The organism is Halalkalibaculum roseum (genome assembly GCF_011059145.1).
Lineage (GTDB): Bacteria > Bacteroidota > Rhodothermia > Balneolales > Balneolaceae > Halalkalibaculum > Halalkalibaculum roseum.
Genome location: NZ_JAALLT010000003.1, coordinates 733116 through 756781 on the forward strand (window position 1 = coordinate 733116; position 23666 = coordinate 756781).

At 42.1% G+C, this 23666-nt stretch carries 20 protein-coding genes; 12 read left to right on the forward strand and 8 right to left on the reverse strand.

Going from position 1 to position 23666, the window contains the following annotated elements:
- Nucleotides 1–10 precede the first annotated feature (10 nt).
- The 6 genes from G3570_RS11635 to G3570_RS11660 all read left to right on the forward strand — a co-directional run bounded on the left by G3570_RS11635 (nucleotide 11) and on the right by G3570_RS11660 (nucleotide 4717).
- The gene (locus G3570_RS11635; RefSeq protein WP_165142462.1) at nucleotides 11–214 is read left to right on the forward strand and encodes a hypothetical protein; all 204 of its coding nucleotides are present in this window, start codon (nucleotides 11–13) and stop codon (nucleotides 212–214) included.
- A gap of 50 nt (nucleotides 215–264) precedes the next feature.
- Nucleotides 265–468, forward strand: coding sequence for a hypothetical protein (locus G3570_RS11640; protein ID WP_165142464.1), 204 nt, complete (start codon nucleotides 265–267; stop codon nucleotides 466–468).
- A 50-nt stretch (nucleotides 469–518) separates the two neighbouring features.
- Nucleotides 519–722, forward strand: coding sequence for a hypothetical protein (locus G3570_RS11645; protein ID WP_165142464.1), 204 nt, complete (start codon nucleotides 519–521; stop codon nucleotides 720–722).
- Nucleotides 723–774: 52 nt separating this feature from the next.
- On the forward strand, nucleotides 775–978 hold the full coding sequence (locus tag G3570_RS11650) for a hypothetical protein (protein ID WP_165142464.1): 204 nt from the start codon (nucleotides 775–777) through the stop codon (nucleotides 976–978).
- Between the two features lie 50 nt (nucleotides 979–1028).
- Nucleotides 1029–1232: a hypothetical protein gene (locus G3570_RS11655; protein ID WP_165142466.1), complete on the forward strand. Its 204-nt coding sequence runs from the start codon at nucleotides 1029–1031 to the stop codon at nucleotides 1230–1232.
- A gap of 248 nt (nucleotides 1233–1480) precedes the next feature.
- Entirely contained in the window at nucleotides 1481–4717 is a 3237-nt protein-coding gene (locus G3570_RS11660; RefSeq protein ID WP_165142468.1) for a CHAT domain-containing protein, read from the forward strand.
- 714 nt (nucleotides 4718–5431) lie between these two features.
- On the opposite strand, the gene G3570_RS11665 is transcribed toward G3570_RS11660, so the two are convergent.
- Complete coding sequence (locus G3570_RS11665; RefSeq protein WP_165142470.1) at nucleotides 5432–6187, reverse strand: tetratricopeptide repeat protein; 756 nt, start codon at nucleotides 6185–6187, stop codon at nucleotides 5432–5434.
- Between the two features lie 443 nt (nucleotides 6188–6630).
- Between G3570_RS11665 and G3570_RS11670 the strand changes: the two genes are divergently transcribed.
- Both G3570_RS11670 and G3570_RS11675 read left to right on the forward strand, forming a co-directional pair.
- The gene (locus G3570_RS11670; protein ID WP_165142472.1) at nucleotides 6631–8073 is read left to right on the forward strand and encodes a TlpA family protein disulfide reductase; all 1443 of its coding nucleotides are present in this window, start codon (nucleotides 6631–6633) and stop codon (nucleotides 8071–8073) included.
- 53 nt (nucleotides 8074–8126) lie between these two features.
- The gene (locus tag G3570_RS11675; RefSeq protein ID WP_165142474.1) at nucleotides 8127–9254 is read left to right on the forward strand and encodes a glycoside hydrolase family 3 protein; all 1128 of its coding nucleotides are present in this window, start codon (nucleotides 8127–8129) and stop codon (nucleotides 9252–9254) included.
- 176 nt (nucleotides 9255–9430) lie between these two features.
- On the opposite strand, the gene G3570_RS11680 is transcribed toward G3570_RS11675, so the two are convergent.
- Nucleotides 9431–12202: a S9 family peptidase gene (locus G3570_RS11680; protein ID WP_165142476.1), complete on the reverse strand. Its 2772-nt coding sequence runs from the start codon at nucleotides 12200–12202 to the stop codon at nucleotides 9431–9433.
- Nucleotides 12203–12333: 131 nt separating this feature from the next.
- Here G3570_RS11680 and G3570_RS11685 point away from each other — a divergent pair, with 131 nt between their 5' ends.
- Nucleotides 12334–12915 (forward strand): DinB family protein, encoded by a 582-nt coding sequence (locus tag G3570_RS11685; RefSeq protein WP_165142478.1) that lies wholly within the window; start codon nucleotides 12334–12336, stop codon nucleotides 12913–12915.
- Nucleotides 12916–12921: 6 nt separating this feature from the next.
- Here G3570_RS11685 and G3570_RS11690 read toward each other — a convergent pair whose 3' ends face one another.
- Nucleotides 12922–13392: a sterol desaturase family protein gene (locus G3570_RS11690; RefSeq protein ID WP_165142480.1), complete on the reverse strand. Its 471-nt coding sequence runs from the start codon at nucleotides 13390–13392 to the stop codon at nucleotides 12922–12924.
- A 236-nt stretch (nucleotides 13393–13628) separates the two neighbouring features.
- Here G3570_RS11690 and G3570_RS11695 point away from each other — a divergent pair, with 236 nt between their 5' ends.
- Complete coding sequence (locus G3570_RS11695; RefSeq protein WP_165142482.1) at nucleotides 13629–14324, forward strand: TetR/AcrR family transcriptional regulator; 696 nt, start codon at nucleotides 13629–13631, stop codon at nucleotides 14322–14324.
- A 2-nt stretch (nucleotides 14325–14326) separates the two neighbouring features.
- Entirely contained in the window at nucleotides 14327–15649 is a 1323-nt protein-coding gene (locus tag G3570_RS11700) for an ABC1 kinase family protein (RefSeq protein WP_165142484.1), read from the forward strand.
- Nucleotides 15650–15720: 71 nt separating this feature from the next.
- On the opposite strand, the gene hflC is transcribed toward G3570_RS11700, so the two are convergent.
- From hflC to G3570_RS11715, 3 genes are all read right to left on the reverse strand, one after another.
- Nucleotides 15721–16668 carry a protease modulator HflC gene (hflC, locus tag G3570_RS11705; protein WP_165142486.1) on the reverse strand — a complete coding sequence of 316 codons (948 nt, stop codon included), beginning with the start codon at nucleotides 16666–16668 and terminating at the stop codon, nucleotides 15721–15723.
- Nucleotides 16669–16681: 13 nt separating this feature from the next.
- Nucleotides 16682–17689: an FtsH protease activity modulator HflK gene (hflK, locus tag G3570_RS11710; RefSeq protein WP_165142488.1), complete on the reverse strand. Its 1008-nt coding sequence runs from the start codon at nucleotides 17687–17689 to the stop codon at nucleotides 16682–16684.
- A 104-nt stretch (nucleotides 17690–17793) separates the two neighbouring features.
- The gene (locus G3570_RS11715) at nucleotides 17794–20337 is read right to left on the reverse strand and encodes a PP2C family protein-serine/threonine phosphatase (protein WP_165142490.1); all 2544 of its coding nucleotides are present in this window, start codon (nucleotides 20335–20337) and stop codon (nucleotides 17794–17796) included.
- A gap of 120 nt (nucleotides 20338–20457) precedes the next feature.
- Between G3570_RS11715 and G3570_RS11720 the strand changes: the two genes are divergently transcribed.
- Nucleotides 20458–22176 carry a mechanosensitive ion channel family protein gene (locus G3570_RS11720; protein WP_165142492.1) on the forward strand — a complete coding sequence of 573 codons (1719 nt, stop codon included), beginning with the start codon at nucleotides 20458–20460 and terminating at the stop codon, nucleotides 22174–22176.
- A gap of 155 nt (nucleotides 22177–22331) precedes the next feature.
- Here the strand turns inward: G3570_RS11720 and G3570_RS11725 are convergent, their stop codons facing one another.
- A complete protein-coding gene (locus G3570_RS11725) occupies nucleotides 22332–22793 on the reverse strand; it encodes a BrxA/BrxB family bacilliredoxin (RefSeq protein ID WP_165142494.1) in 462 nt (153 codons plus the stop codon).
- A gap of 129 nt (nucleotides 22794–22922) precedes the next feature.
- A complete protein-coding gene (locus tag G3570_RS11730; protein WP_165142496.1) occupies nucleotides 22923–23531 on the reverse strand; it encodes a superoxide dismutase in 609 nt (202 codons plus the stop codon).
- Between the last annotated feature and the right edge of the window lie 135 nt (nucleotides 23532–23666).

A 23666-nucleotide genomic window follows, 5' to 3' on the forward strand; every position in this document is an offset into this window, starting at 1 on the left:
CTATATTCTTATGATATCGCTCTCATCTAAACTACTCGCTTTTACTTTCATTATTGCATTGGCCACTGGTTGTGCCTCTGTCACCGATGCCGGACTCGCCGAACAGCCCCAGGAACAGACCATCGAACAGGTAACGCCTCCGGCTCCTGACCTCGATCCTGTCAAAGGTACCGGCGCCAAAGCTGAGCCTATGGTTGACAAACCAAAGCTTTAATTCTCAATAAGACCACACTAAGCAAACTGCAACTATACATCTATATTCTTATGAAATCGCTCTCATCTAAACTACTCGCTTTTACTTTCATTATTGCACTGGCCACTGGTTGTGCCTCTGTCACCGATGCCGGACTCGCCGAACAGCCCCAGGAACAGACCATCGAACAGGTAACACCTCCTGCTCCTGACCTCGATCCTGTCAAAGGTACCGGCGCCAAAGCTGAGCCTATGGTTGACAAACCAAAGCTTTAATTCTCAATAAGACCACACTAAGCAAACTGCAACTATACATCTATATTCTTATGAAATCGCTCTCATCTAAACTACTCGCTTTTACTTTCATTATTGCACTGGCCACTGGTTGTGCCTCTGTCACCGATGCCGGACTCGCCGAACAGCCCCAGGAACAGACCATCGAACAGGTAACACCTCCTGCTCCTGACCTCGATCCTGTCAAAGGCACCGGCGCCAAAGCTGAGCCTATGGTTGACAAACCAAAGCTTTAATTCTCAATAAGACCACACACTAAGCAAACTAAAATCATACATCTATATTCTTATGAAATCGCTCTCATCTAAACTACTCGCTTTTACTTTCATTATTGCATTGGCCACTGGTTGTGCCTCTGTCACCGATGCCGGACTCGCCGAACAGCCCCAGGAACAGACCATCGAACAGGTAACGCCTCCGGCTCCTGACCTCGATCCTGTCAAAGGTACCGGCGCCAAAGCTGAGCCTATGGTTGACAAACCAAAGCTTTAATTCTCAATAAGACCACACTAAGCAAACTGCAACTATACATCTATATTCTTATGAAATCGCGATCATCTAAACTACTCGCTTTTACTTTCATTATTGCACTGTCCACTGGTTGTGCCTCTGTCACCGATGCCGGACTCGCCGAACAGCCCCAGGAACAGACCTTCGAACAAGTAACGCCTCCGGCTCCTGACCTCGATCCTGTCAAAGGTACCGGCGCCAAAGCTGAGCCTATGGTTGACAAACCAAAATTATAGGCAGGAAAAAGAGCTGTTGAATAAATCAATCAGTGCTGTACTCTACCATTTGACTGTAGTGGTATATCTAAACATTGATTTAATATTCCTTGCTTAGTGTAGTCTACATTTATTAAAAATAACTCACATTCTTGTTGAAGAGGGGGAGTGTATATATATTACATTACCTGCTGCGTCTCTCATAGTTACATAAATTAATATCATTTACATAGGCAGGTTTAATTTACCCTAACAAATGTGGTAGTGACATGTATGTCATCCTCCTAATTGCTCTTTTATTGAACATCAATCTTAAAGAGATTGATGAAACCACCTCATTAATTGAATTATCTAAAAGTCAGGCTGATCTATATATAAACAACATTATTCAAGATCGCGATGTTGATGCCAATTATTGGGCACTCTTGACATTGGCTGAAAATAATTCACAGATTAAAACTTACATTGCTAATACTTTTCGTCAAGGTAAGTATGATAGTAGTCGCTTTGAACCATTCTTAAAACAGGATCAAGAAAATAATCTTTTACTAAGAAATCTGGTTAACGAGACCGGATCAAAACCATTATTAGTTGAACTTTTACTACGAGAGACTGATACAAATCAGCGTAGGAAAATTAGAAACAATTTTATCAAAAATTTCAACCTCAATATTGAAAATGGTATTGATTATGAGTCATTAATTGATAGAATTATTAACAAAGAAAAGATAGATAGCACAGTTGTTCCAAATGACTCATTTAGACTTACACATTTATTTCTTTTAATGAATTCAACGGGCTATGGTTTACTAAATGATGGCTATGAAAAGCAGGCATATGACAAATGGACTAATAGTGAATTTTCAAGTTACAAAACGCCCCTTAGTAAAGAACTCCAGCTCTTCTTAAAAGTAAGACTTCTATATGCATTAGGTAATTATGAAGAGGCAAAGCCACTATTTGATGAAATTATCAATAGTAACTCTGTCCCAAATTCCCCCTTTAAATTTAGAGTTTTAAGATATTTTGATTATTCCTTATGGAGACAAGGATTCTATGATTTAAGCCTAAAAATTGCTAAAAACTTAACAACACCACTGTCAAAATATTTAGATGATAAAGAGAAAGAATTAGAATCACTTTCCGCACAAGCAGCATATTTAGACTTGATTGGTAAGATTTCTGAAGCACAAAAAGTGAATTTAGAAATTCTAAAAGAATCCGATGAATCTGGTCTTCCTGTTAATAGGACTACAGTTTACAATAATTTAGGTCTTACCTACAAAGAGAGTGGTGAATTTTCAAAATATCTAGATTTACAACTCAAAGCTCTTGAAGAAGCTATAAATCAAAATGACACCTCTCGTAGACTTGAAATACTTTCCAACCTTTATCTTTATTACACGGAAAAAAAGGATTATAAGACTGCGATATTATATTTGAATGAGGCAAGAAATCTTGCTGAGAAAGAAGATGAGTCAGTTCAAGTTGGAAAAATTCACATGTATCTTGGTATTCTTTATCGAGATTATCAAAATGACTATGACAAATCTTTAAATAATTTTGAAGAAGCTTCAAAATATTTAGATCCAAAGAATAGCTTTCTTCATTATTTACAACTGTTAGATGAAAAAGCATTACTTTTTAAGAAAAAGAATGATTTAGAGAAAAGTCGTGAGCTATATTATTTAAAAGCTGAACTCAGTAAGTCGAAAGACGATATAAGTCTCATTGAAGCTTACCTCCACTTAATTGAATTAAATTTGCAAACAGGAAGATTAGATGATGCTAAAAGGTTGTTTAATGAGATTAGTACTTACAATCTTAGCATACTCGATTTCAGGGACATAATAAAAGCAAAAACTGTAAGAGCTCGGTATTTGGTTGCAATTGGAGACCAAGACAAAGCTTATCAAATTATGAAGCCTGCTATTGAGCAAATTGTAGAAAGGGCTAAAAGTAGTACCGAGCTTCAATCGGGTTTCTGGAATGTTGATCCTCAATACTTAAATGCTTTCAGCTTTATGGCAGATTTGCTAATTAGTAACAAAAAAAATTCAGAAGCTGTAGAAGTATTGGATAAACTTAAAACGATTAATGATGCTTCGCTTTATCAGAATAAGATGGTTAAATCCAGCCTATTGGATGAAACTGAACTCTTACAGTATAAGAATCTTACACAACAGCTTGATAAACTTAGAAAGAAACAACTATTAGCAAATAAAAAAGAACAGCTAAGCCTGCAAAGTAAGATTGACCAACTTACAGCTCAAAAAAATGTTTTGGATCGTAAAATATCCGGCATGGTTGATCAGGAACCTATTACTGTGAAAGAGGTACAGCGCCGTATTACAGGTAGAGAAATGGTTATACATGTTACAGAACTTCAGGATCAATATTATATAGCAAGAATATCACGACATGACGTAAGATTTAACGAGGTTGCACTAGATTCTACCTTGAGAGCTAAATTCAGTAGTGCCATTGAGAAGATGTCAGTAGGTAAAACTGATATTAACGAGCTCAGTCAAATCTCTGACATCCTGGATTTTGAAAGTATTCCGGCCTGGGTGGAACGCCTTACTATTATTCCGGACAGCTATTTGTACCAGCTGCCTGTAGATGCCCTACCAATTAAGAGCGAAGGGTTCGGATATAGCTATGGCGGTGCTACCTACGTAGTGGAACGATTCAAGACACACTATTTGACTTCACTCAATGATTTCAGAACCACCAATTCACCGCGCAAGCAGTATGCAATGGATTTTGCCGGGTACGGAGTATCTCAGTTTCCCTCATATACAAACAAGCAAGACCTGGTGCCGCTCCCACACGCCGAAAGTGAAGTCTCAGCCATAGTGGGTAATTTATCCAACATGAAGAACAGGCGAGCATACCTTGACACCGCTTCCACTGAGAAGGTATTCAAGGAGACAGCTCCTAATGCCCGCATCCTGCACCTGGCCACCCATAGTGAGCTTTCCGACAGAGACCCCTTGTTTTCAACTATCTACATGAGTGCTGATGAGCAGACAGCCAATGAAGAATTTTCAGGGCAAATTTTTGCCTATGAATTATTTGAGTTGAACCTGGCCAATGATTTGATCATGCTGAACTCCTGTGAGTCCGGCTCAGGCTCTTACCTGCAGGGCACCGGGGTGATGGGTATCAGTCGTGCCTTGCGTTACGCTGGAGCCAATTCTCTGATTCTGAACCTTTGGTCTGTTAATGATATGATGGCTTCCGATTTTGCCATCGAGTTCTATAAGAATATCAACGAGGGTCAGACCAAAGATGAGGCCCTGAGACAGGCGAAACTTCACTTCCTGAAAAACAAAAATGCAAACCCGCATTACTGGGGTCCTTATATTCTGATAGGCAATCGCGATGCATTGGTAAACCCCAATCGCGAAACCAACATCTATTTCGCAGGGGCTTTCATGCTATTCTTCATAACCATCGCATCAATTAGCCTTATTCAGGATCGAAGAGTAAAAGCTGCTTAATTAGTCTAGTCTATTTACTTTCCTCTCGCAGACCCCCTTGCCAGTAAACCGGGACTAGATTAGAACTGTGTACGCTACTCAGATACCAAAGTAAACGGAATGACTTCTTGCCTGGACTCTTCGGTCTTCAAGTACCCGGTTAGTTTTAACCCTCTCCTGTCGAATCATCTCCGCAACAAATCGGTTTATTACTGAACGTTGATTGGCTTGCAAGTCAAACTAATAACCACCAGTACCGGAAACAACTCAAGGTTTAAACACAAGCAGCCTTTAGTCGGCCGATACATGCCTTTTATTATATCTTACTCCTTCACTAGAGGATATAATAATCGCATTTTATAAACAGGTTGGCAGATTCGGTACTTTCTATAGGGAGTTGTTGATTGAAGAAAATTACGAGTGATTGTAGCTCTAAAAGCGTTGCAAAGATTCGAGATTTATCGGTACGTATAGGTACAATCAAATAATAAACGTCCAGTTACTTCCCAAGCACTCATTCTTTTATCCCGAAACTGACAATACTATTTACCTAGATAGGAAAGCGTAAATGCGTTCAGTGATTGAATGGCGACGCTTGTTCCGGATATGTAATTCATTACACTGTCTATTATAAATTAAGAGTGTCAACAAATAAAAAAGGCGATGAATGCTGGCATTCATCGCCTTACTAAATATTGTTGTTTCTAAAGACCGGGTTAACGGTCTTTGAGCTTCTTATTTGCTGAATGCATTCAGGTAGCTTTCCGCCACTCTACGATATGCACCGTTAAGAGCATAAGCGTTCTCGATATTTTGTTTGGCCATATCCAGCTGGTCCAGCTGAAAATAAGCGTTACCCAGGTACCAGTAAGCTTTTTCCAATATAAGCTTCTCTTCGGTACTCAGATTGTCATTCGAGGACTCTTTCTGAGTTATAATTTTTTGAAAATAATCCGTCGACTCACGATAGTTACCTTCATTATAGTAGAGCGAACCAAGATTCAGATTCAACTCAGAAATCCATTGGGGATCGTTGGCGCTCTGCAGCTCTCTGTTAAGCAGAGCTGTTGCCTGATCAAACTGTCCGGTATTTGCCAAGGTAATTGCATCCCTGATTATATTATTATCGGCCTCATTATCAACGTTTCCATCTGGTGATCGATAATAATCCAGTTCGATACTTTGTATAGGCTGAATGTCTCCGTTAACCCCCGATTGCTGAAAATTCATTACCCCCAAAATTCCAATGGTCAGAGCTATGACAGCTGCCGCCGCATAACTCCAGTACCTCTTCATTTTCAAAGCTTTTCTTCTCTCTTTTTTCTTTTTAACTACTTCTTTGAGATTGGCAACCGTTTTCAGATAGTCTAAGTGATATCCGTCCTGGATAAGCTCTGCCCACAGCTCATCAACTTCTTCTTGCGAAAGCTGACCATTGACGTACTGATCAATCTTTTCTTCTAACTTATTTTGACTAAAGCTTTCAATCATTGTTCTGTTCCAGTTCGGTTATTGATTTTTAAATGCTGCCAATATTATAAATATGTATTCAGAAAATTGGCAATTAAATATAACTAATGGTCAGAAATGCGCTATAACCTATGGAAAGACCTTTTTTGAGTATGCTTTTTTGAATTTCCGTGCTCTCAATTTCACGTACTAAATATGCTACTCTAAGAGTATTATTACTTTTCATAGTCATTAACTCTTTCTACCACTTTATAATAAGAGAAACCAAGTGAGTTTTTGTTACAGAATATTTCAAATAATTTTTAGACCTGTTATTAGCCCTTTAAAACAGGCCTTAGACCGCATTAATTTCACTATTTGATGCATTTGTTTGGCATTGATCTGGTAAATCTTTGTTAAGAAATTGAACGAAAGTATAAATTTTCCTGCTTTTAGCCTTTCTTTACGTCTTAAAACCATCGTTTATGAAACAAGAACAACATTACATAGTCACTTTCTTTGTGCTGTTTCTGCTTTTTGCAGGCTGCAATGAGGATAAAAATGCCGAAATCAGTGGCACAATAGATTACATCGGGTCCTCGGAAATTTATCTTGAGCAAAAACCTATTCATTACAAGTATGCCGATAAGATCAGGTATCAGATCAACCCTGAGAATAGCGGCAGATTTAGCAAGAGTGTCCCCCTGGATTCTCAGAAAGTGGTTTTTTTTGTAATTGATGACACCGAATATCCTGTCGTTGCAAACCCTGAACGACAGATTTCATTGAACGTTTATCGAGCCGATTTCCCCGATTCGGTGGATGTAGAAGGCTATCCGGAACCCTGGGATAACAATTATTCCGATTATTATAAAGAGGAACAGCAAATTCAGCAGCAGATTGACGGGGAGATGCAAGATTTTCGGGATGGTAAAGTCAATGAAGTTCTGGACCTGTACAAAAGTCGTTACAAACTGGCCAAAAGGCACCTGGCAGAAACCCCGCTTGATATCTATTATTACAAAAATATGGGGGAGTACCTGGAGAAACGGCTTGAAAATATTGAATACCGTAGGGACCAAAGTGGTTTTAATGCCGAATCTGCCCGTGAGAATGTAATTGAAGAAGCCAAAGAACTCAATTTCTTTACGATAAAATCTCTCAGAGCCCAGCGTGCGGGCATACGGGATTTCACCAATGCCTATGCCAATACCTTTGGTGTCGAGGATAGCCTGGAAGAGGAGTATGGGCAAGAACTCACGCAATATGATGTAAAGCGACTTGGATATGATACCTTGAATGAAGCTCGGGTTTCTGTACTCGATCATATTGAAGACCGAGATGCACTTGCCTATGCCAAGATGCACCTGATTGCCGAACGTATCGGTGAGATGTCGCCCGAAATAGCAGAACCGAGCTATAGCGCATACCTGGAGAATTTTAGCGACTATCCACGCTACACATCTTTTCTAAGGGAATTTTATGAAGAAGTGGAAGCAGTTTCTCCCGGCAATCCGGCCATTCCATTTTCCATTCCGAACCAAAATGGTGAGCTCGTAAGCATGGATGATTTCAAAGGAAAATATGTACTGCTTGACTTCTGGGCTAGCTGGTGTATTCCATGCCTTGATGAATTTCCACATATGAAAAAACTGTATCGAGATTTTGACCGCGAAGATTTTGAAATTGTGGCCATTTCAATCGGCGAAGACAGTCTCAGGTGGCGTCAAACCATCAACCGCTTTGAAAATCCCTGGCCTCAACTCTACGCCGGTGAAGGTTTTGAGCAGGAGACTTTTAAGGCTTACCAGGGAGGCGGAATTCCATTTTACATTCTAGTGGATCGCTCCGGCAATATCAAACGATACAATGATGTCAGGCCTTCATTCAACCTGCCAGATGTACTTGACAGTTTGATTGCTGAGTAAATTACCTATCTTTACTTTTCTTACTTTTTCAACTACATAGACGAATCTGCTATATGAAAAAAAGTGTCCACTTCAGCCTGTTAGTTATAGGCGTGCTGTTCATATTCGCTTCCTGCAGCCAAAGCCAGTCTTCCGGTATTACTCTGGATGAGAAAATTGGTCAGATGATAAAAGTGGGTTTCAGAGGACTCACTGTTGCCGAAGACAATCCGATAGTGCAAGATATCCGGAAATATCATATCGGGGGAGTGGTATTGTTTGACTACGACGTTCCGCGAGATACGGCAGTGCGAAACATTTCATCAGCCGATCAGGTGCAGGAACTGGTTCAAGACCTGCAGAGCTATGCGGATATACCCCTCATTGTTGCCATCGACCAGGAAGGAGGAAGAGTTGCCCGACTGAAACCTAAGTATGGGTTTGAGAAAAGCGTCTCGGCCCAATATCTAGGAGGCCTGCAAAACCCCGACAGCACCCGGAAATATGCTCGGCAAACCGGTGAAACTTTGAGCGAACTGGGTATTAATACCAACCTGGCACCCGTTGTCGACGTCAATATCAATGCGGAAAATCCGGTGATCGGTGGAATTGAACGAAGTTTTTCAGAAGATCCTGAAGTCGTCAGCCGGCAGGCACGAATCTACATTGAAACACTGCATGATTACGGCATCATTACAACGCTGAAGCATTTTCCCGGCCATGGCAGTTCCAAAGAAGATTCACACCTAGGTGTAGTAGATGTAACCGAATACTGGCAAGAAGAAGAACTCATACCCTACCGAAACTTAATTGAATCAGAAACGGCTGACATTATCATGACTGCACATATTTTTAATGCCAGACTTGATTCTGTATATCCGGCAACTCTTTCCAAACCCATAATTACGGGAATTCTTCGAGACAGTCTCGGATTTGAAGGTGTGGTGATGTCAGACGATCTTCAAATGAAAGCTATCAGGACCCAATACGGACTGAAAGAGACCATTAAAATGAGTATACAGGCCGGGGTGGATATGCTATCATTCGCCAATAATTCGATATTTGATGCTGAAATTGTTGCTAAGGCACACGGCATCATTAAAGAACTGGTCGATGAGGGTGAAATTTCCGAAGAGCGCATAGAAGAATCTTATGAACGTATCATCTCCCTTAAAAGGAAGTATTTGATGGTGGGGGAGTGATAAGTTATGAGTCTTGAGTTGTGAGTCTTGAGATTAAAGTAATAGTCTGTTCACTTGGCAAACCGAATCCTAAATTCTTGGCAATAAACCCAAAATAAATCAGCTCTGAACCTATTCTGATCAAGTTAATTGTTTGCAGTCTTAGAACTCACGACTCATGACTCACAACTTATTTATTACTCCCCTCTATACGGTACTCCCTGCTCTATCCAATCTGGCGCAGGTTTCCCTTTGAGGTAGTGGTCGAAGTACTCTTTCATCTTTATAGCGTAATCCAACCGGTTCGGATATTCTTGCAGGTGGTGAGGTTCGCCACGGTACTGTAGAAAAACGGCGTCTTTTTCAAGCCGGCGCATAGCCAGATAGAGCTCAATGCCCTGATACCAGGGTACAGCTGTATCTTCATCACCAAACATAATCAGGAGTGGTGTTTCAATTCGGTCGGCATAGAAAACCGGTGAATTTTCAATATACAGTTCAGGGTATTCCCAAAGGCTGCCGCCGATTCTGCTTTGCGACTGTTCATACTGGAACTGTCTGGCAAGCCCTGAACCCCAGCGAATTCCACTGTAGGCGCTGGTCATATTTGATACCGGTGCACCGGCAATAGCCGCATCAAAAATATCTGTCTGTGTAATCATAAATGCAGTTTGGTAACCGCTCCACGAATGCCCGTGAAGGCCCAGTTTATCGGGATCCGCGACACCCATATCAATCAATTTCTGTACCCCGGGAACCAGGCTTTTGGTAGAAGCAAAGCCCGGCGTACCAACTTCAAATCTTATATCCGGCAGGAACACAACATACTCATCGCTAACCCATTGTGGAAGCGTTGGTCGATGGTTATTACTTATTCCGCTGAATTCATAAGCTCGCTGTGAAAAGAATCGATAGTAATATATGAGAACAGGATATTTTTTCCCCTCTACATAGTTATCGGGTTTAATAAGAGCCCCCTGAATCGTTTCCCCGTCAAGGCTTTTCCAATCAATCAGCTCTGCCGTGCCCCAATTGTATTTTTCATGCAGATCGGTGTGAAGATCAGTTAGCTGCCTCACATCATTAAAACGCATTCCCTCACTCAACCAAATATTAGGATACTCATCATAGCTTTCCCGGGTATAGAAAACCCGGTCACTGTCTTTAGCTTTGGTAACGAAATCGAACTTCTTTTCAGCTTCCAACCTGCGGGTAGTGCCTTCTCTGCTCACTCTTGCCGTATAGAAACCGTAGTTCTTTTTCTTGTCATAATAACCTCTGAGCAATAATTCCTCCCTCTTTCCAAAAGCAGGCTGCTCAGGATCCAAACGCACAACCCTATAACTGATTTGCCTATCGCGGCCGTCCACAGTTAAATTTGTAGCGTCGCCCCCGTCAACAGGGAATTTCCAGATGTCGTATTTATCGTAAATCAGAACGGCCTCATCATCCTCAATCCACCCGCCAACCCCATAACCCGGCGCCGCTGATGGATAATCATGATCTTCATTATAAAAGGGTGTTTCGTTAGCCTGCGTGAGGTTTCTATATAACTCATTCTCGACATCGTAGAGATGCCAATCCCTGTCATCATAATAAATTATGTAATTGCCGCCGGGAGAAAGATCCGCTCCGTACTGAATCTTTTCGGCCGCCTTCTGCCTTTGTCCGGTTTGTAAATCAACCACATAATAATCGTTGTAAAAGCCGTCCCAGGTCATGAGCTTCAGGTATGGCACCTGCGAATTACCAAGTGCAACCTCCGGATTTTGGCTAATATCGACTTCCGGCATTTTCTCATCAGCCAGCTGAACCCATTCGTCGCTATCATGATGATAAACGGCACGATATAAGTGGTTCTTTCTGCGGTTCCATGTCTCTTTTTCATGCGTTTTAATTCGTGGATCATCCCAATGCCAAACATCCACTTCCTTATCGTCAAGGATTTCTGTAGGGTCGTAAATATCAACGGTTCCTGACGTATCCTGCTCATTTACTTGCTCCTGTTTATCTATATCGATCAATTCACGGTCCAGCACACCAAAAAAGAGTCGTTTCCCGTCTTTTGTCCATTGCAGGTCATTATGAGAACGAAGCGCCCACTTTGCATCCACTTCATCAGCATCAACAGCTGTCTTCAAGGCATCAGTATTCGAATTCCAAATCTGAATATCGGCATCCCCTGCCTCATAGGTAGTATCCATGGACGCGCTGGTATAAGCCAACTGCCTGTTTTTCCCATTCCAACTTAAGTTTTGGTATAGACCATTTTCGACTTTTTGAATTGGGACCGGAGAAAGAGCTTCATTACCTAAATCGATTGTATAAATACCATTTTCAGTTCCCGAGGTATCTACAACCGAATAGGCTAAATAGGTAGAAGTACTGTCAAAGGACATCTCATTTACAAAAGGAATGGTAATTTCTGAATCAGCCTGAAGATTTTTAAGCAGCAGGCCGGTTCCCAGCTCTTTATTCTTTGATTTCATTTCCTCTATCTCTTTTGACTGATAGTAGAGCACGGCCAACCAACGGCTGTCATTGGAAAACGCAAAACTTTTGACACTATCCAGTTCAACGGTTTCTCCGTTATTGGTATTGAGCAGGCCAAATCCCTGCACGGGTTTGTCATTGTTATCTGACCGTAATTGCTTTGCCAATGGAGGTTTCACATATGCCCCGACCCACTGCCCGTCGGACGTGATCTCAGGATTTTCTCCTCGCTCGATTGTAAAATTGCTGCCGGTTCCAATATCCAGCACCCTTGCTTCCCCATCACCCCGGTCTGGCCAAACGCTGTAAATCAGCCAATTTCCGTCATCCGATACTTCGACATCTGAAATGTCCTCCCACTTCATGATGTCTTCGAAAGTCAACTTACCGTTTTGGGCCGATAGCATAGCCGGAAGTATTAGAAGTAAAACAAGGAAAAGAAGAAAACTTTTATATCTGGGACTTTGTGATGGCATACTTAGCAGTGAATTAGTTGGTATTTGCGTCAAAAGTTTAAAGAAATCAATGTAACTAACCAATTCACCGATAAACATTTTGAATGATTTTACGTAGGTTGGATGTGAGCATTTTAAAATGAGTCGATAGTATGAAAGACAATAGAGAACGCTCCTACGATTTTTATATTCAGCGATTTAGAGATGCTAAAATTGAAGCAGAAGACTTCTTGTTGCCTCTGGATGAGCGAACCTTTCGCAGGAAGCCATCCAGTAAGGTATGGTGCATAGGCGAGTGCTTCAGCCACCTGGTGGAAGCGGGAACCCAATACTACAAAAATGCCTCCAAAGGAATTGAAGCCGCAAAAAAACCTGGTGCCGGTTCAGAAAACCCGATGCATCTGCGTTTTCACATGCAGTGGTTTGTAAATTACCTTGAGCCACCCGTAACCATTAAATCCATTTCTCCGGGATCCTTTAAACCCGTTGAGTATGCCAAAGTTGATAAAGACGAAATTTTGAACAATTTCCTGGACCTTCAGGACAAGTATATCACCCAGCTGGAAATTGCAGAAACAAACAACCTTGACTTAAGCAGTATTAAAGTACCCAACCCCATCATATCGTTCATAAAAATGACTGCTGCAGAATGTATAGCGGTGACCGAAGCTCATCAAAGAAGACACTTGGAACAGGCACGCCGAATCAAACAGCAGTTAGACGAAACCTCCTAAAAAGCTTTAAGGCTGTTCCCTGCTGCGTTTGTGCTCGGGGTATTTGTCATATGGAAATAGGAAAAGCCCATAGGGTTCATGCCCCTCTTTATCCACGGTTTGATGGTGACGTTGATGGGCGCGCCGGATCAACTTCATAATTTTACTATCGCTGCTGAATGGTAGAAAGCGCTTGTGCGCGAAAAGATCATGAATGATAAAATAGAGGATCCCATAAATCGCTATTCCAGTGCCAAGGGCAAAGTTGACCGAACCTATCGGATCACCCGAACCCAGGTAGATCAACCCGATCGATACACCGGCAAAGAACATTGAAAAAATATCGTTGAGCTCGAAAAGACCGTGATGTGACTCATGATGCGTCTTATGAATTTCCCAAAACAACCCGTGAAATAGATAGCGATGTACCAGGTACGATACAATCTCCATCCCTGCAAATCCCAATAGGATGAACAGGGTAAAAACGATCAGATCCATAAGGGAAGAAAATCTACGTTGTAATTAACAATTATTGATGATTTTGGGTATCAGAACCATCTCATAAGATGATAAAATAATAACCATATCAAAATGGGATTTAATTCGTACAAATCATTGTTGCATCAATGCGCTGCCGGATAAGAGCAATAATAGATGTAGTCGAAACATTATTTAGATGCTTCTATCGTTACACTGATAAGCTCTTAACAAGTTTTTAGCAAAGCGGAACCATCATGGAAGATATCGACATAGAAAAATTACAAAGAAAGCTGGAGATCACCGGTGTCGCCGTTGACCTGTATGTGGAGCAGGACGGTGAATTCACCCTTAAACAAATATCAAAGGAAATTGACATGAGCGTAGGGGAAATATTTGATTATTTCCCGAATAAAGAGTCGATTTTAGACTTTTTCTATACCTCCCTGCTCATTCGATACCGGCTAATGTTAGATGAAATCGATGACTTTAACTCCTATTCTCTTAGCGAGAAGCTTTCCAATTTTGTATATGCCTCATTCGATTTGATGGCCGAGAAGCAGGTGTTTGTTGAGCAAACTTTCAAGAGTAGAGTAAGATGCGGTTACGGAAGAAAAGAGTTCACGAAGAAAGTTGAAAAGATGTTAGCCTCATTTTTCTATGAAGATACCAGAATTTCTACAGCCAGCTCTATGCTGCTGAATGATCTGTTTTTTCAATTACTTACAAAAAAATATCTCTACCTGGTAAGCTACTGGATCAACGATGATAGCGAAGGCAAGGAAAGAAGCATGGAGCTCACCGACAAGGTTACTGCGTTCATACAGGAGGTTATGTACAATTCCATTGCCGATAAAGGATTCGACCTGATGAAATTTCTCCTTTCAAACACCAAATTAAACTGTTCCGGATCTTTCTGGGACAAGATATCATCTAAAATCGAGATACGATAAGCATGAGCGAAGATTTTCCATCTACAAAATTTGATCGCGGCAAAATATTTGCCAAGACCGGGTTAAAGCTGGGTGCCAACTATGCCAAGCGATATCTGAAAAAATCAGTAGGCAAGTCTGAAAGCAAAGACGATACGCGGAAATTTCATTCGGATAATGCCAAGCAGGTATTCAGCGAATTTACCAAGTTGCGCGGCACGGCCCTCAAAATAGCGCAATCACTGAGTATGGACCAAGGTATGCTGCCCGAGGAATTTGCCGATGTAATGAGTCAGGCTCAGTATAGCGTACCACCAATAAACAAAGCGCTGGCCCGCTCTATTATTAAAAAACAGCTGGGAGATTACCCGGAAAAGATATTTGACTCCTTCAGCAGCGATGCTATTGCTGCCGCGTCCATAGGGCAGGTTCACAAGGCCACTCTGAAAAATGGTAAAGAGGTAGCGGTCAAGATACAGTATCCAAATGTGCGGAATACCATAGAGTCGGATTTGAGTATTGCAAAAACATTGCTAAAACGCTTTATCAAGAAAGGGGCCGATCTCGACGAATACTTTGATGAGGTGAGAAAAACCCTGCTTGAAGAGACCGATTACATACAGGAAGGTGAATACATCGAACATTTTCACGAGCGATTTTCAGATGGCAAATATGTGACCCCTACCTGGATTAAGGAGCTCTCCACCCAAAGGGTACTTACCATGAGTTTTATAAAAGGTCGGCACCTCAAAGAGTTCTTGCAAGAGGATCCTTCACAGGATGCCCGAAATCACTTCGGTCAGCTGCTATGGGACTTTTTCCATGACCAGGTCGAGCAACGGAATTTCATCCATGCCGACACCCATCCAGGAAATTTTCTTTTCATGGAGGATGGCCAACTCGGCGTTATTGATTTCGGGTGCGTGAAAAAATTTCCCGAATCCTTCACCCGGAAATATATGCAGTTGCTGCCTACACACCTTGATCAGAATGAGGACGAAATTCGTAAACTCTATACAGAGCTGGGAATCATAAAACCTGATCCCGACGATCCCAAAAAAGAAGAGGAGTTTTTCAGATTCTGCAAAAATTACGGCAATACCTTTGCCAAGCCATACAGGGCTGATGAATTTGACTTCGGGGATCCTGAGTTTAAGAAAAAGATTAACAGTTTTGCCAAGCAGCCGCCCATTATGAATGAGCCTCGCGGCAACAAAAATTTCATTTACAGCACCAAGGTACACTTAGGGCTGTACAGCCTGCTCATGAAACTTGAAGCAACGGTAGATACCCGCAGGAGTAAAGAGATTACCCAAGAGGTACTGGCTAACATGGAAGCAGAATAAAAATGCATTAAAAATGCGGATTCAGTTTTAACTCTGAATCCGCATCATAGTATTAATTCTGTTATGAAGCCTTAATTATCCATGTTGTTCAGGTACCGATAGAAGTCGCTTTCCGTAGATAGAATAATGGAAGTCTGGTTGTCGAAGACATTCTGATACGCTTCCATGGAGCGAATAAAACTATAGAGCTGACGCGCCGAGCTCGATTGATCGTAGGCGTTAGCGTAAATATTGGCCGCTTCGGCATCAGCCCTACCCTTAATCTCCTGGGCTCTTCGAAAGGCTTCAGACTGAATGGACTTAAGCTCCCGCTCTTTTTCACCATTGATGCGCGCCGCTTCACCCTGACCTTCCGAACGGAACTTATCAGCAATACGATTTCGCTCACTTATCATCCTGTCATAAACGGTCTGTCTTACTTCCTCAACGTAGTTGATACGTTTGAATCTGAAATCAAGAATGGCAATTCCCAAATCGGAAGCACGCTGGTTAGCCAATTGCTGAATCTGCACCTGAATGGAGTCTCTTCCAACAGCAATAATTTCCAGTGTGTCTTCAATAACTTCAATCGTGGTTGCCTCGGTATTGGGGTCACGATTTGTGGAGCGAACCACTTCAACCAGATCGTGCGATGCAATAGCGTTTCGGGTCTCACCATCGAGAATATCATCCAGTCTCGACTGGGCACCTCGTTCATCGCGTAAACGTCGAAAGAACTGAAGCGGATCCGTTATCTGCCACCGAGCGTAGGTATCAACAAAAATAAACTTCTTATCTTTGGTCGGTACCTGGTTGCGGTCACCGTCCCATTCCAGATAGCGTTTGTCAAAATAATTGGCTGTCTGCATGAACGGTACCTTAAATTTCATTCCCGGTGTTGTCACGGCTTCACCAACCGGATCACCGAATTGCGTTATAATAACCTGCTCAGTTTCATCAACAACATAAAAGCCATCGAGTGCAACAAGAAGCAGAATACCAAGTACTACCAGTAATGTAATTCCTTTAAACTTATCCATGATTTAATCCTGCTTAGTTATTTGAATTATTATTCTGCTTAATCACTTTCGCACCATCCATCTGCATTTGCAGTAGGGGCAGTACGCTATTTCCGTTACCATCGGTGACAATTTTGTTACCGATTTTTGGCAATATATCTTCGAGGGTTTCCAGATAAATACGCTGCTTGGTAACCTCAGGTGCTTTCATGTATTCGCTGTATAGATCATTAAATCTGGAAGCATCCCCACGGGCGCGGTTCACACGGTCAAGTGCATAACCTTCTGCTTTCTGGATGGTTTCCTGTGCCTGTCCACTGGCCCGGGGAATTACCTTGTTGTATTCTGATTTCGCTTCGTTGATCAGAGTTTCCCGCTGCTGTTGTGCCTCGTTCACCGCATTGAAAGAAGGCTTAACCGGATTCGGAGGATTGATATCCTGCAGCACAACCTGCTCGATCTTTATTCCCGTTTCGTATTCCGTACAGAGTTCTTGTATCAGCATCTCAGCCTCCGCCGAAACTTCGGCACGTCCTACTGTCAAGACTTCATTTACCGTTCTATCACCAACAATCTGGCGCATCGCAGCTTCTGAAATATCTCTCAGTGTTTGCTCAGGGTTACGGATTTTAAACAGAAAATTAAATGGATCACTCACCCGGTATTGAACGACCCACTCTACATCAGCCAGGTTTAAATCACCGGTTAACATGAGTGACTCATCGGAAAATCCCGATTTGGTGTAGCTGGAGCGAACTCCTGCACTGGTGGTTCGGTAACCGAATTCCTGTTTCAATTGACGCTGCACCGGTACATAACGTACATCTTCCATGAATGGAAGCTTGAAGTTTAATCCCGGATTAGCAGTTCGTGTGAATTCCCCAAAACGGGTAATGATTCCCACCTCTTCCGGTTGAACCGTAAAAAAAGATGAAAAGGCCACAACCAAAACCAGAGCACCCAAAACGATATATCGCAGGTTATTACTTAGGTTTTTTAGCTGTGGCGGCACTTCCATGCCAGAAAAATTTGAATCAGCCATATTTTAATTATTAAAGGTTCACTGTTGGTTTTATTTAAAACTGTATCAATATTAAAAAATCTGAAAAGGTACCTTTATCCTGTCAATTACAAATAGAGGTTGCCTTAAACTTTCAGGCAAATGATAGTGGTATCGTCAGCCAATTGATAATCGCTGAACTTTTGGATCCTCCTCTTAATATCCAGGGCAATTTCATTGCTGGGTTTAGTATCAGTATCCAGCAATTCAACCATCTCCAGTAGCTCATCAAATCCAAAGCGGTTTCCTTCCGGATCTACTGCTTCGGGGAGCCCGTCAGAGTAAAGAAGTACAAAATCACCTTCTTCCAAATTCGTTTCAAGGGCATTGTAAGACACCTCACTTCTTAGACCCAAGGGGTACTTGGGGTCAGGAGTTTTCACAAACTGTGCTTTTCCCGCACGCTTTATTATCGGCAGGCAATGTCCGGCATTCGCAATGGATAAATTCTTTGATTCCAGCTGATACTGGGCAATAATACAAGTTATGAATGTCTGGGGATCTGTGCGTGTATAGAGGGTCGGTGCTACTTCTCGCAAAATTGCCTCGGGACGGTCACGGTGAAGTCTGGATAATAACAACCCGCTGGTAAACACTGCGTGCATAGCTGCTTTCATTGCCTTACCCGATACATCTACAATAGTCATTGTGAGTGCTTTGGGTTCGGCACTTCCGTTCCTTGTAACAACATAGTCAAAATAGTCACCACCTACTTCGAAAGAAGGCATGAAAAAACCATAGACATCCAGCCCTTCGATGGTCGGTGGTTGCAAGGGCATCAGTTTGAACTGGCTATCCCTGGCAATTTCAATCTCTTTTTCTACTCGTAGATGGTTTGCAATGCGTTCCTGGTATTCGGGTATGTAACCACTGACTTCAGCCACCGATCCCCCGTACCGGTAGGCGATGAAACCATATACCAACGGAACCAGAATTATGAAACCTTGAATCCAGGATATGTAAGCCACATCCAGACTCTCAGAACCCAGATAGGGTGTCGTTAATATGATTACAGTAAACAACCACCACCCGGTTGAAAAGGTAAAAATCCCTGCTTTCTCAAAACCGTAAATAATGACAGGTGCCATTAGCGTGAAAAGTATGATATCTATCCAGATCGGACCTTTGATTCCCACCGTTGAAGCAGAACCGGCAAAAAGGAATCCGAGCATAAATATTCCCGCAATGTATACCTGCCACCTGTTTTTAAGATTTTCCTGAAGCAACCCAATCGCTACACCTACATTTGCCAGAGCCACCAGCCACACATTGATCCAGGCATTCATATTCAAGGTCAAAAGTTTCGGCTGCATGCCGGCCTCTGCAAATCCAAACTGACTGTCGCTCTGGTAGTACACTGTACCATACAGGTAAAGAAAAAAAGCAAAGATACCGAGAAGTACTCCGCCCAGAGCATAACCTCTGATTAAGCTTTCACCGGTCTCCCTATAAAAAATCTTCTTGTGCCAGAATGCATCAATTATATTTAACTGGGGTTGTTTCTGAGAACGGGCAATAGCTTCCCAACCGATGTAAGCCAAAGCTCCGTACAAACCAAGAGCCGCACCAAAAAGCAGGTGGTTAAGCAAGACAATAGTGGTAGCAGTGTCGGTAACAAAAGGATCGACTGTATTGATAAAATAAATAATTCTCCAACCTGTCACGCCCAGTGTAATAGAGACCAGAATAAATAGGGCGCGTTTCCAGTCTACATGACCTTTATTGATATTCAGTATACCTGAAAAGAATACAATGAATATCAGAAAGCCTAAAGAAGCAAAAGATATGATCACCGATAAATTGCTTATTGAGGTACTTGTCAACTGCTGTACCTCGTATTTATCCATTGCTTTGAAAGTACGCACCGAAGCGCCGTATTTGATAGTGGTACCCTGCCGTGTATCTATCTCCTTAATCATGGGCTTAAGCTCCAAAATAAACTCATCAGGTCCGGCAACCGACGGATTTGATTTCACCCAATTGAATGTGAAAACTGTCGACTCATTATTTTCCGTATCAAATAGGTCCAGCTGCCGCCCACTGAAGCCAGGCTCACCGGATGATACCAGGGAATCCTGCACATCTACATTTCGAAGGGCATAATCGGAGAGGTCATAATCCAGAATATCCCTGAGCAAATGGTTTGCAATGGCAGAGAGTGAATCCCCGGACACGAAAGTTGGATTAGGATTGTCACGATGGGTGGTAATTCGCCTGACTTTGTTATTGTCGTCATACAAAATCTGCAGTCGGCCCGTTCGTTCAAAAATCTCATGACGGTCGAAAGCAATAAAATCGCTGTCTTCCAAAATAGCACCTATAGTAACATCCCAGCCGGTCAGATTCGTCCCATTCCTGTTTAATTGAGAGGGAGCAGGCAACTCATCACCCAATGAATCTTCCAGAACACTATAATAATTCAGGTGCTGCGTTCTGGTTGAAAGCATTTGGAGTGAATCTATGGAGAAACCCAGCTGATCTATCAACTCTACGGTTTTGCTCTCAATAGAAGAGCGACTATAGTCAATGGGTTCTCCCGCATTGATATCAATGGAAGGTCTTAAGACAAAAAATGCCGTAAGGCCCAATGCTCCAAGAAAAATCCAATATGAAAGTCGCTGCCCGATCAATGTTATTTTTAATGTATTTTGGTACTATAGAAAAATCCAGGGGTGCCCTGTTCTTCCGTTAAAAACGGGATACAATCACCTGTTTAATTTTGTAAAAATTTAACCAGATCTAAATATACCATGTTATACAAAACATGCCTACGCATTTCTATAGTCATTGTTACTTTATTTTTGACTGCAGAAGGTACGTTTGCACAGGATGCAGACACGCTTTCACGAGCAGAAATAAGCTCAACTACCTCTCAATTGCTGCTGAATCCCCGCCGCTCAGCGCATACTTTCATGCATTGGCAACAAGAGGGTCATAAACGTCCGGAACTCGTGATTCAAACCATGCAGCTTGCCGATGAGCAATCTGACGAGCAAAAGCTGGAGCTGGCTCAAAAGCTGAAGAAAGTACTGGATTCAAGGGGACTGCTTATTGAATATGATGAGATACCCAACGATCCCAACTACACCGATTCACTAAGCGGACTGCATCAATATATACTCTTTTCTTCGCTGCCTGAAGTATACCTGGTAAAGGATAATAATCAGTGGGTGTTTTCAAAAGCAACCATTCAGTCAATTCCTGAAATTTACAGCGATACCTTCTCTATCTTTGTAGATCTGGTTTTGGACCGGATCCCCGAGTCTCTTCATAATGAATGGCTGGGCATTCAAATATGGCAGTATATTGCCATATTTACCTGGATACTGCTTGGATTCATATTCAGATTATTATTTGAGTACATATTTAAAAACTATGTCCAGCGCATTACGGCCAAAACGAAGACCGGGTGGGATGACCGCTTGTTGCATGAGATTGAGAAACCGTTCAGTTTTCTGTTCATGATGGGTTTTTATTTGCTGACCTACACCAATCTGCAACTATCGGTTAATGTCAATTATTATCTTTCTCTGGCGCTTGAAATTGCCGTATCAGGAAGTTTTATCTGGTTGATTTATAACCTGGTAAATGTTCTTTCAGGTTATCTTTCTGAACTCACTTCCAAGACCGAAAGCCAGCTGGACGACCAGCTTGTTCCTCTGATCCGGAAAACGCTGAAAGTATTTGTGGTAATACTGGGTGTTATATTCGTATTACAGAACAACGGCATCAATGTAACCTCACTGCTTGCCGGTCTAGGTCTGGGTGGTCTTGCTTTTGCCCTTGCCGCACGTGACACTCTGGCCAATTTCTTTGGATCCATTACCATATTCATGGATAAGCCGTTTCAGGTAGGGGATCTGATTAAAACATCCAATGCAGAAGGAGTTGTCGAAGAGATTGGTTTTCGATCTACCAGGCTTCGAACCCTGTATAATTCGGTAATCAGCGTACCGAATTCCAATTTGGCCGTCACCGAAATTGATAATCTCGGGCTACGCGAATATCGTCGACTGAAAATGGTGCTTAACTTAACCTATAACACCACACCGCAGCAGATGGAGGCATTTGTAGAAGGAATCAAAGCTATAATCAGGGCAAATGAGCATATAAAGCAGGACAACTATGAGGTCCATTTTAATGAGTACGGTGCCCATTCACTTGACGTTTTGGTCTACCTCTTTTTCGACGTACCCGGCTGGAGTGAGGAACTTCAACAACGCCACAATTTCTTGCTTGAGATCTACCGGCTGGCTGATGAGGTGGGTGTAGAGTTTGCGTTCCCTACGCAGACACTGCATATCGACAGCGTATTCAGCGACGCACCCCGCAAGGTTGGCAAAGAGCGAACAGAAGATGAACTGGCCGGAACGGTCTATGCTTTTGGTCCGGATGGTGAACTGGCCAGGCCAGGAGGCATTACCCTGCATAAGGATGGTGAGGAGATTAATTTAAACAGCACAAAGTAATGGCTGATTAAAGTCTTAAAGTTGGTAGCCCGTGGAATTGGATTGGGATGGGCAAATAGCCACCACCTTATAGCGGTTGGTTAAGGTAATTTTGAATCAATAAAAAAGCCGATGGCCTTATGACCATCGGCTTTTATGAAAACCGGATTCCTGATTTAATCTTCTTTGGCTTCTTTTTGTTCTTCGTCGCCAAAAGCATCAAAGACCATCTTCAGATCAGAGGCAACTTCCTGTTTGGTGCGTCCTTCAATTCTGTGTCGTGGAATCATCGCCTTGATTTCTCCATCCTGAAAGTAGGCAAACGCCGGTGAAGAAGGTGGATATTCACTAAAATATTCACGGGCCCTTGCTGTAGCTTCCTTATCCTGACCTGCAAATACCGTTACCATGTGATCAGGCTTCTGCTCACTTTCATCGAGAGCAATTTTTACACCGGGACGTGCATTGCCGGCTGCACATCCACATACTGAGTTAATTACCATCAGCATTGTGCCCTCGTTATACTCTTTCATAGCACGATCAACATCTTCCGGTGTTTTCAGCTCTTCAACACCGAGATTGGTTAATTCTTCGCGCATCCAAGCTGTATCAGGTCCTACTCCGAATCCAAATTGCATAATATCGTGGTATCTTAATTCTGTATTAAATTGCCTTAAATATAAAGCATATTTGTGAAGCTTTGAAGTATAAAAAAGAGATGCCCGAAAGTGGGCACCTCTTTCTCTACTCACAATATTGAACAATGCTTACTTAGCATCATTGTAATATTCATTCACCTTATCCCAATTGACAAGGTTCCAGAAGTTATTGACATATTCTCCCCGCTTATTCTGGTAATGCAGATAATAAGCATGCTCCCAGACATCTACACCAAGGATGGGCGTTAAGCCGTTCATCAGGGGACTATTTTGGTTAGGAGTAGAAAGAACTTCTAAAGAACCGTCTTTCTTGACACATAACCAGCCCCATCCTGAGCCGAACTGCCCGGTGGCTGCATTATTAAACTGCTCCTTGAAGGAATCAAAACTATTGAATTCTTCATCAATAGCATCGGCTATGTCACCGGTAGGTTCACCGCCGCCATTTGGAGATAGAATGGTCCAAAAGAGCTTGTGATTGGCATAACCTCCACCATTATTAATCACCGCTTGTTTAATGTCTTCGGGTACCTCATTAATTCGCTGCAGCACCTCTTCAATAGCAAGATCGGCAAAGTCATGACCTTCAAGCGCGGCGTTAACCTTATCCGTGTATCCCTGGTGATGCTTGGTATGATGAATTTTCATCGTTCGTTCATCGATATAAGGTTCCAATGCATCGTAGTCATAAGGTAGACTTGGTAATTTGTAAGCCATAATAATTTTTAAATTTTCGTTTTAGGATTTACTAAATAATATCTGACAGCAAAGTGCTAGCAATAGGTAATATTTTTTACTGCTAATAAAAAAATCAAATGTAATACGATATTCGTTCCAATAAACGGGGTTACA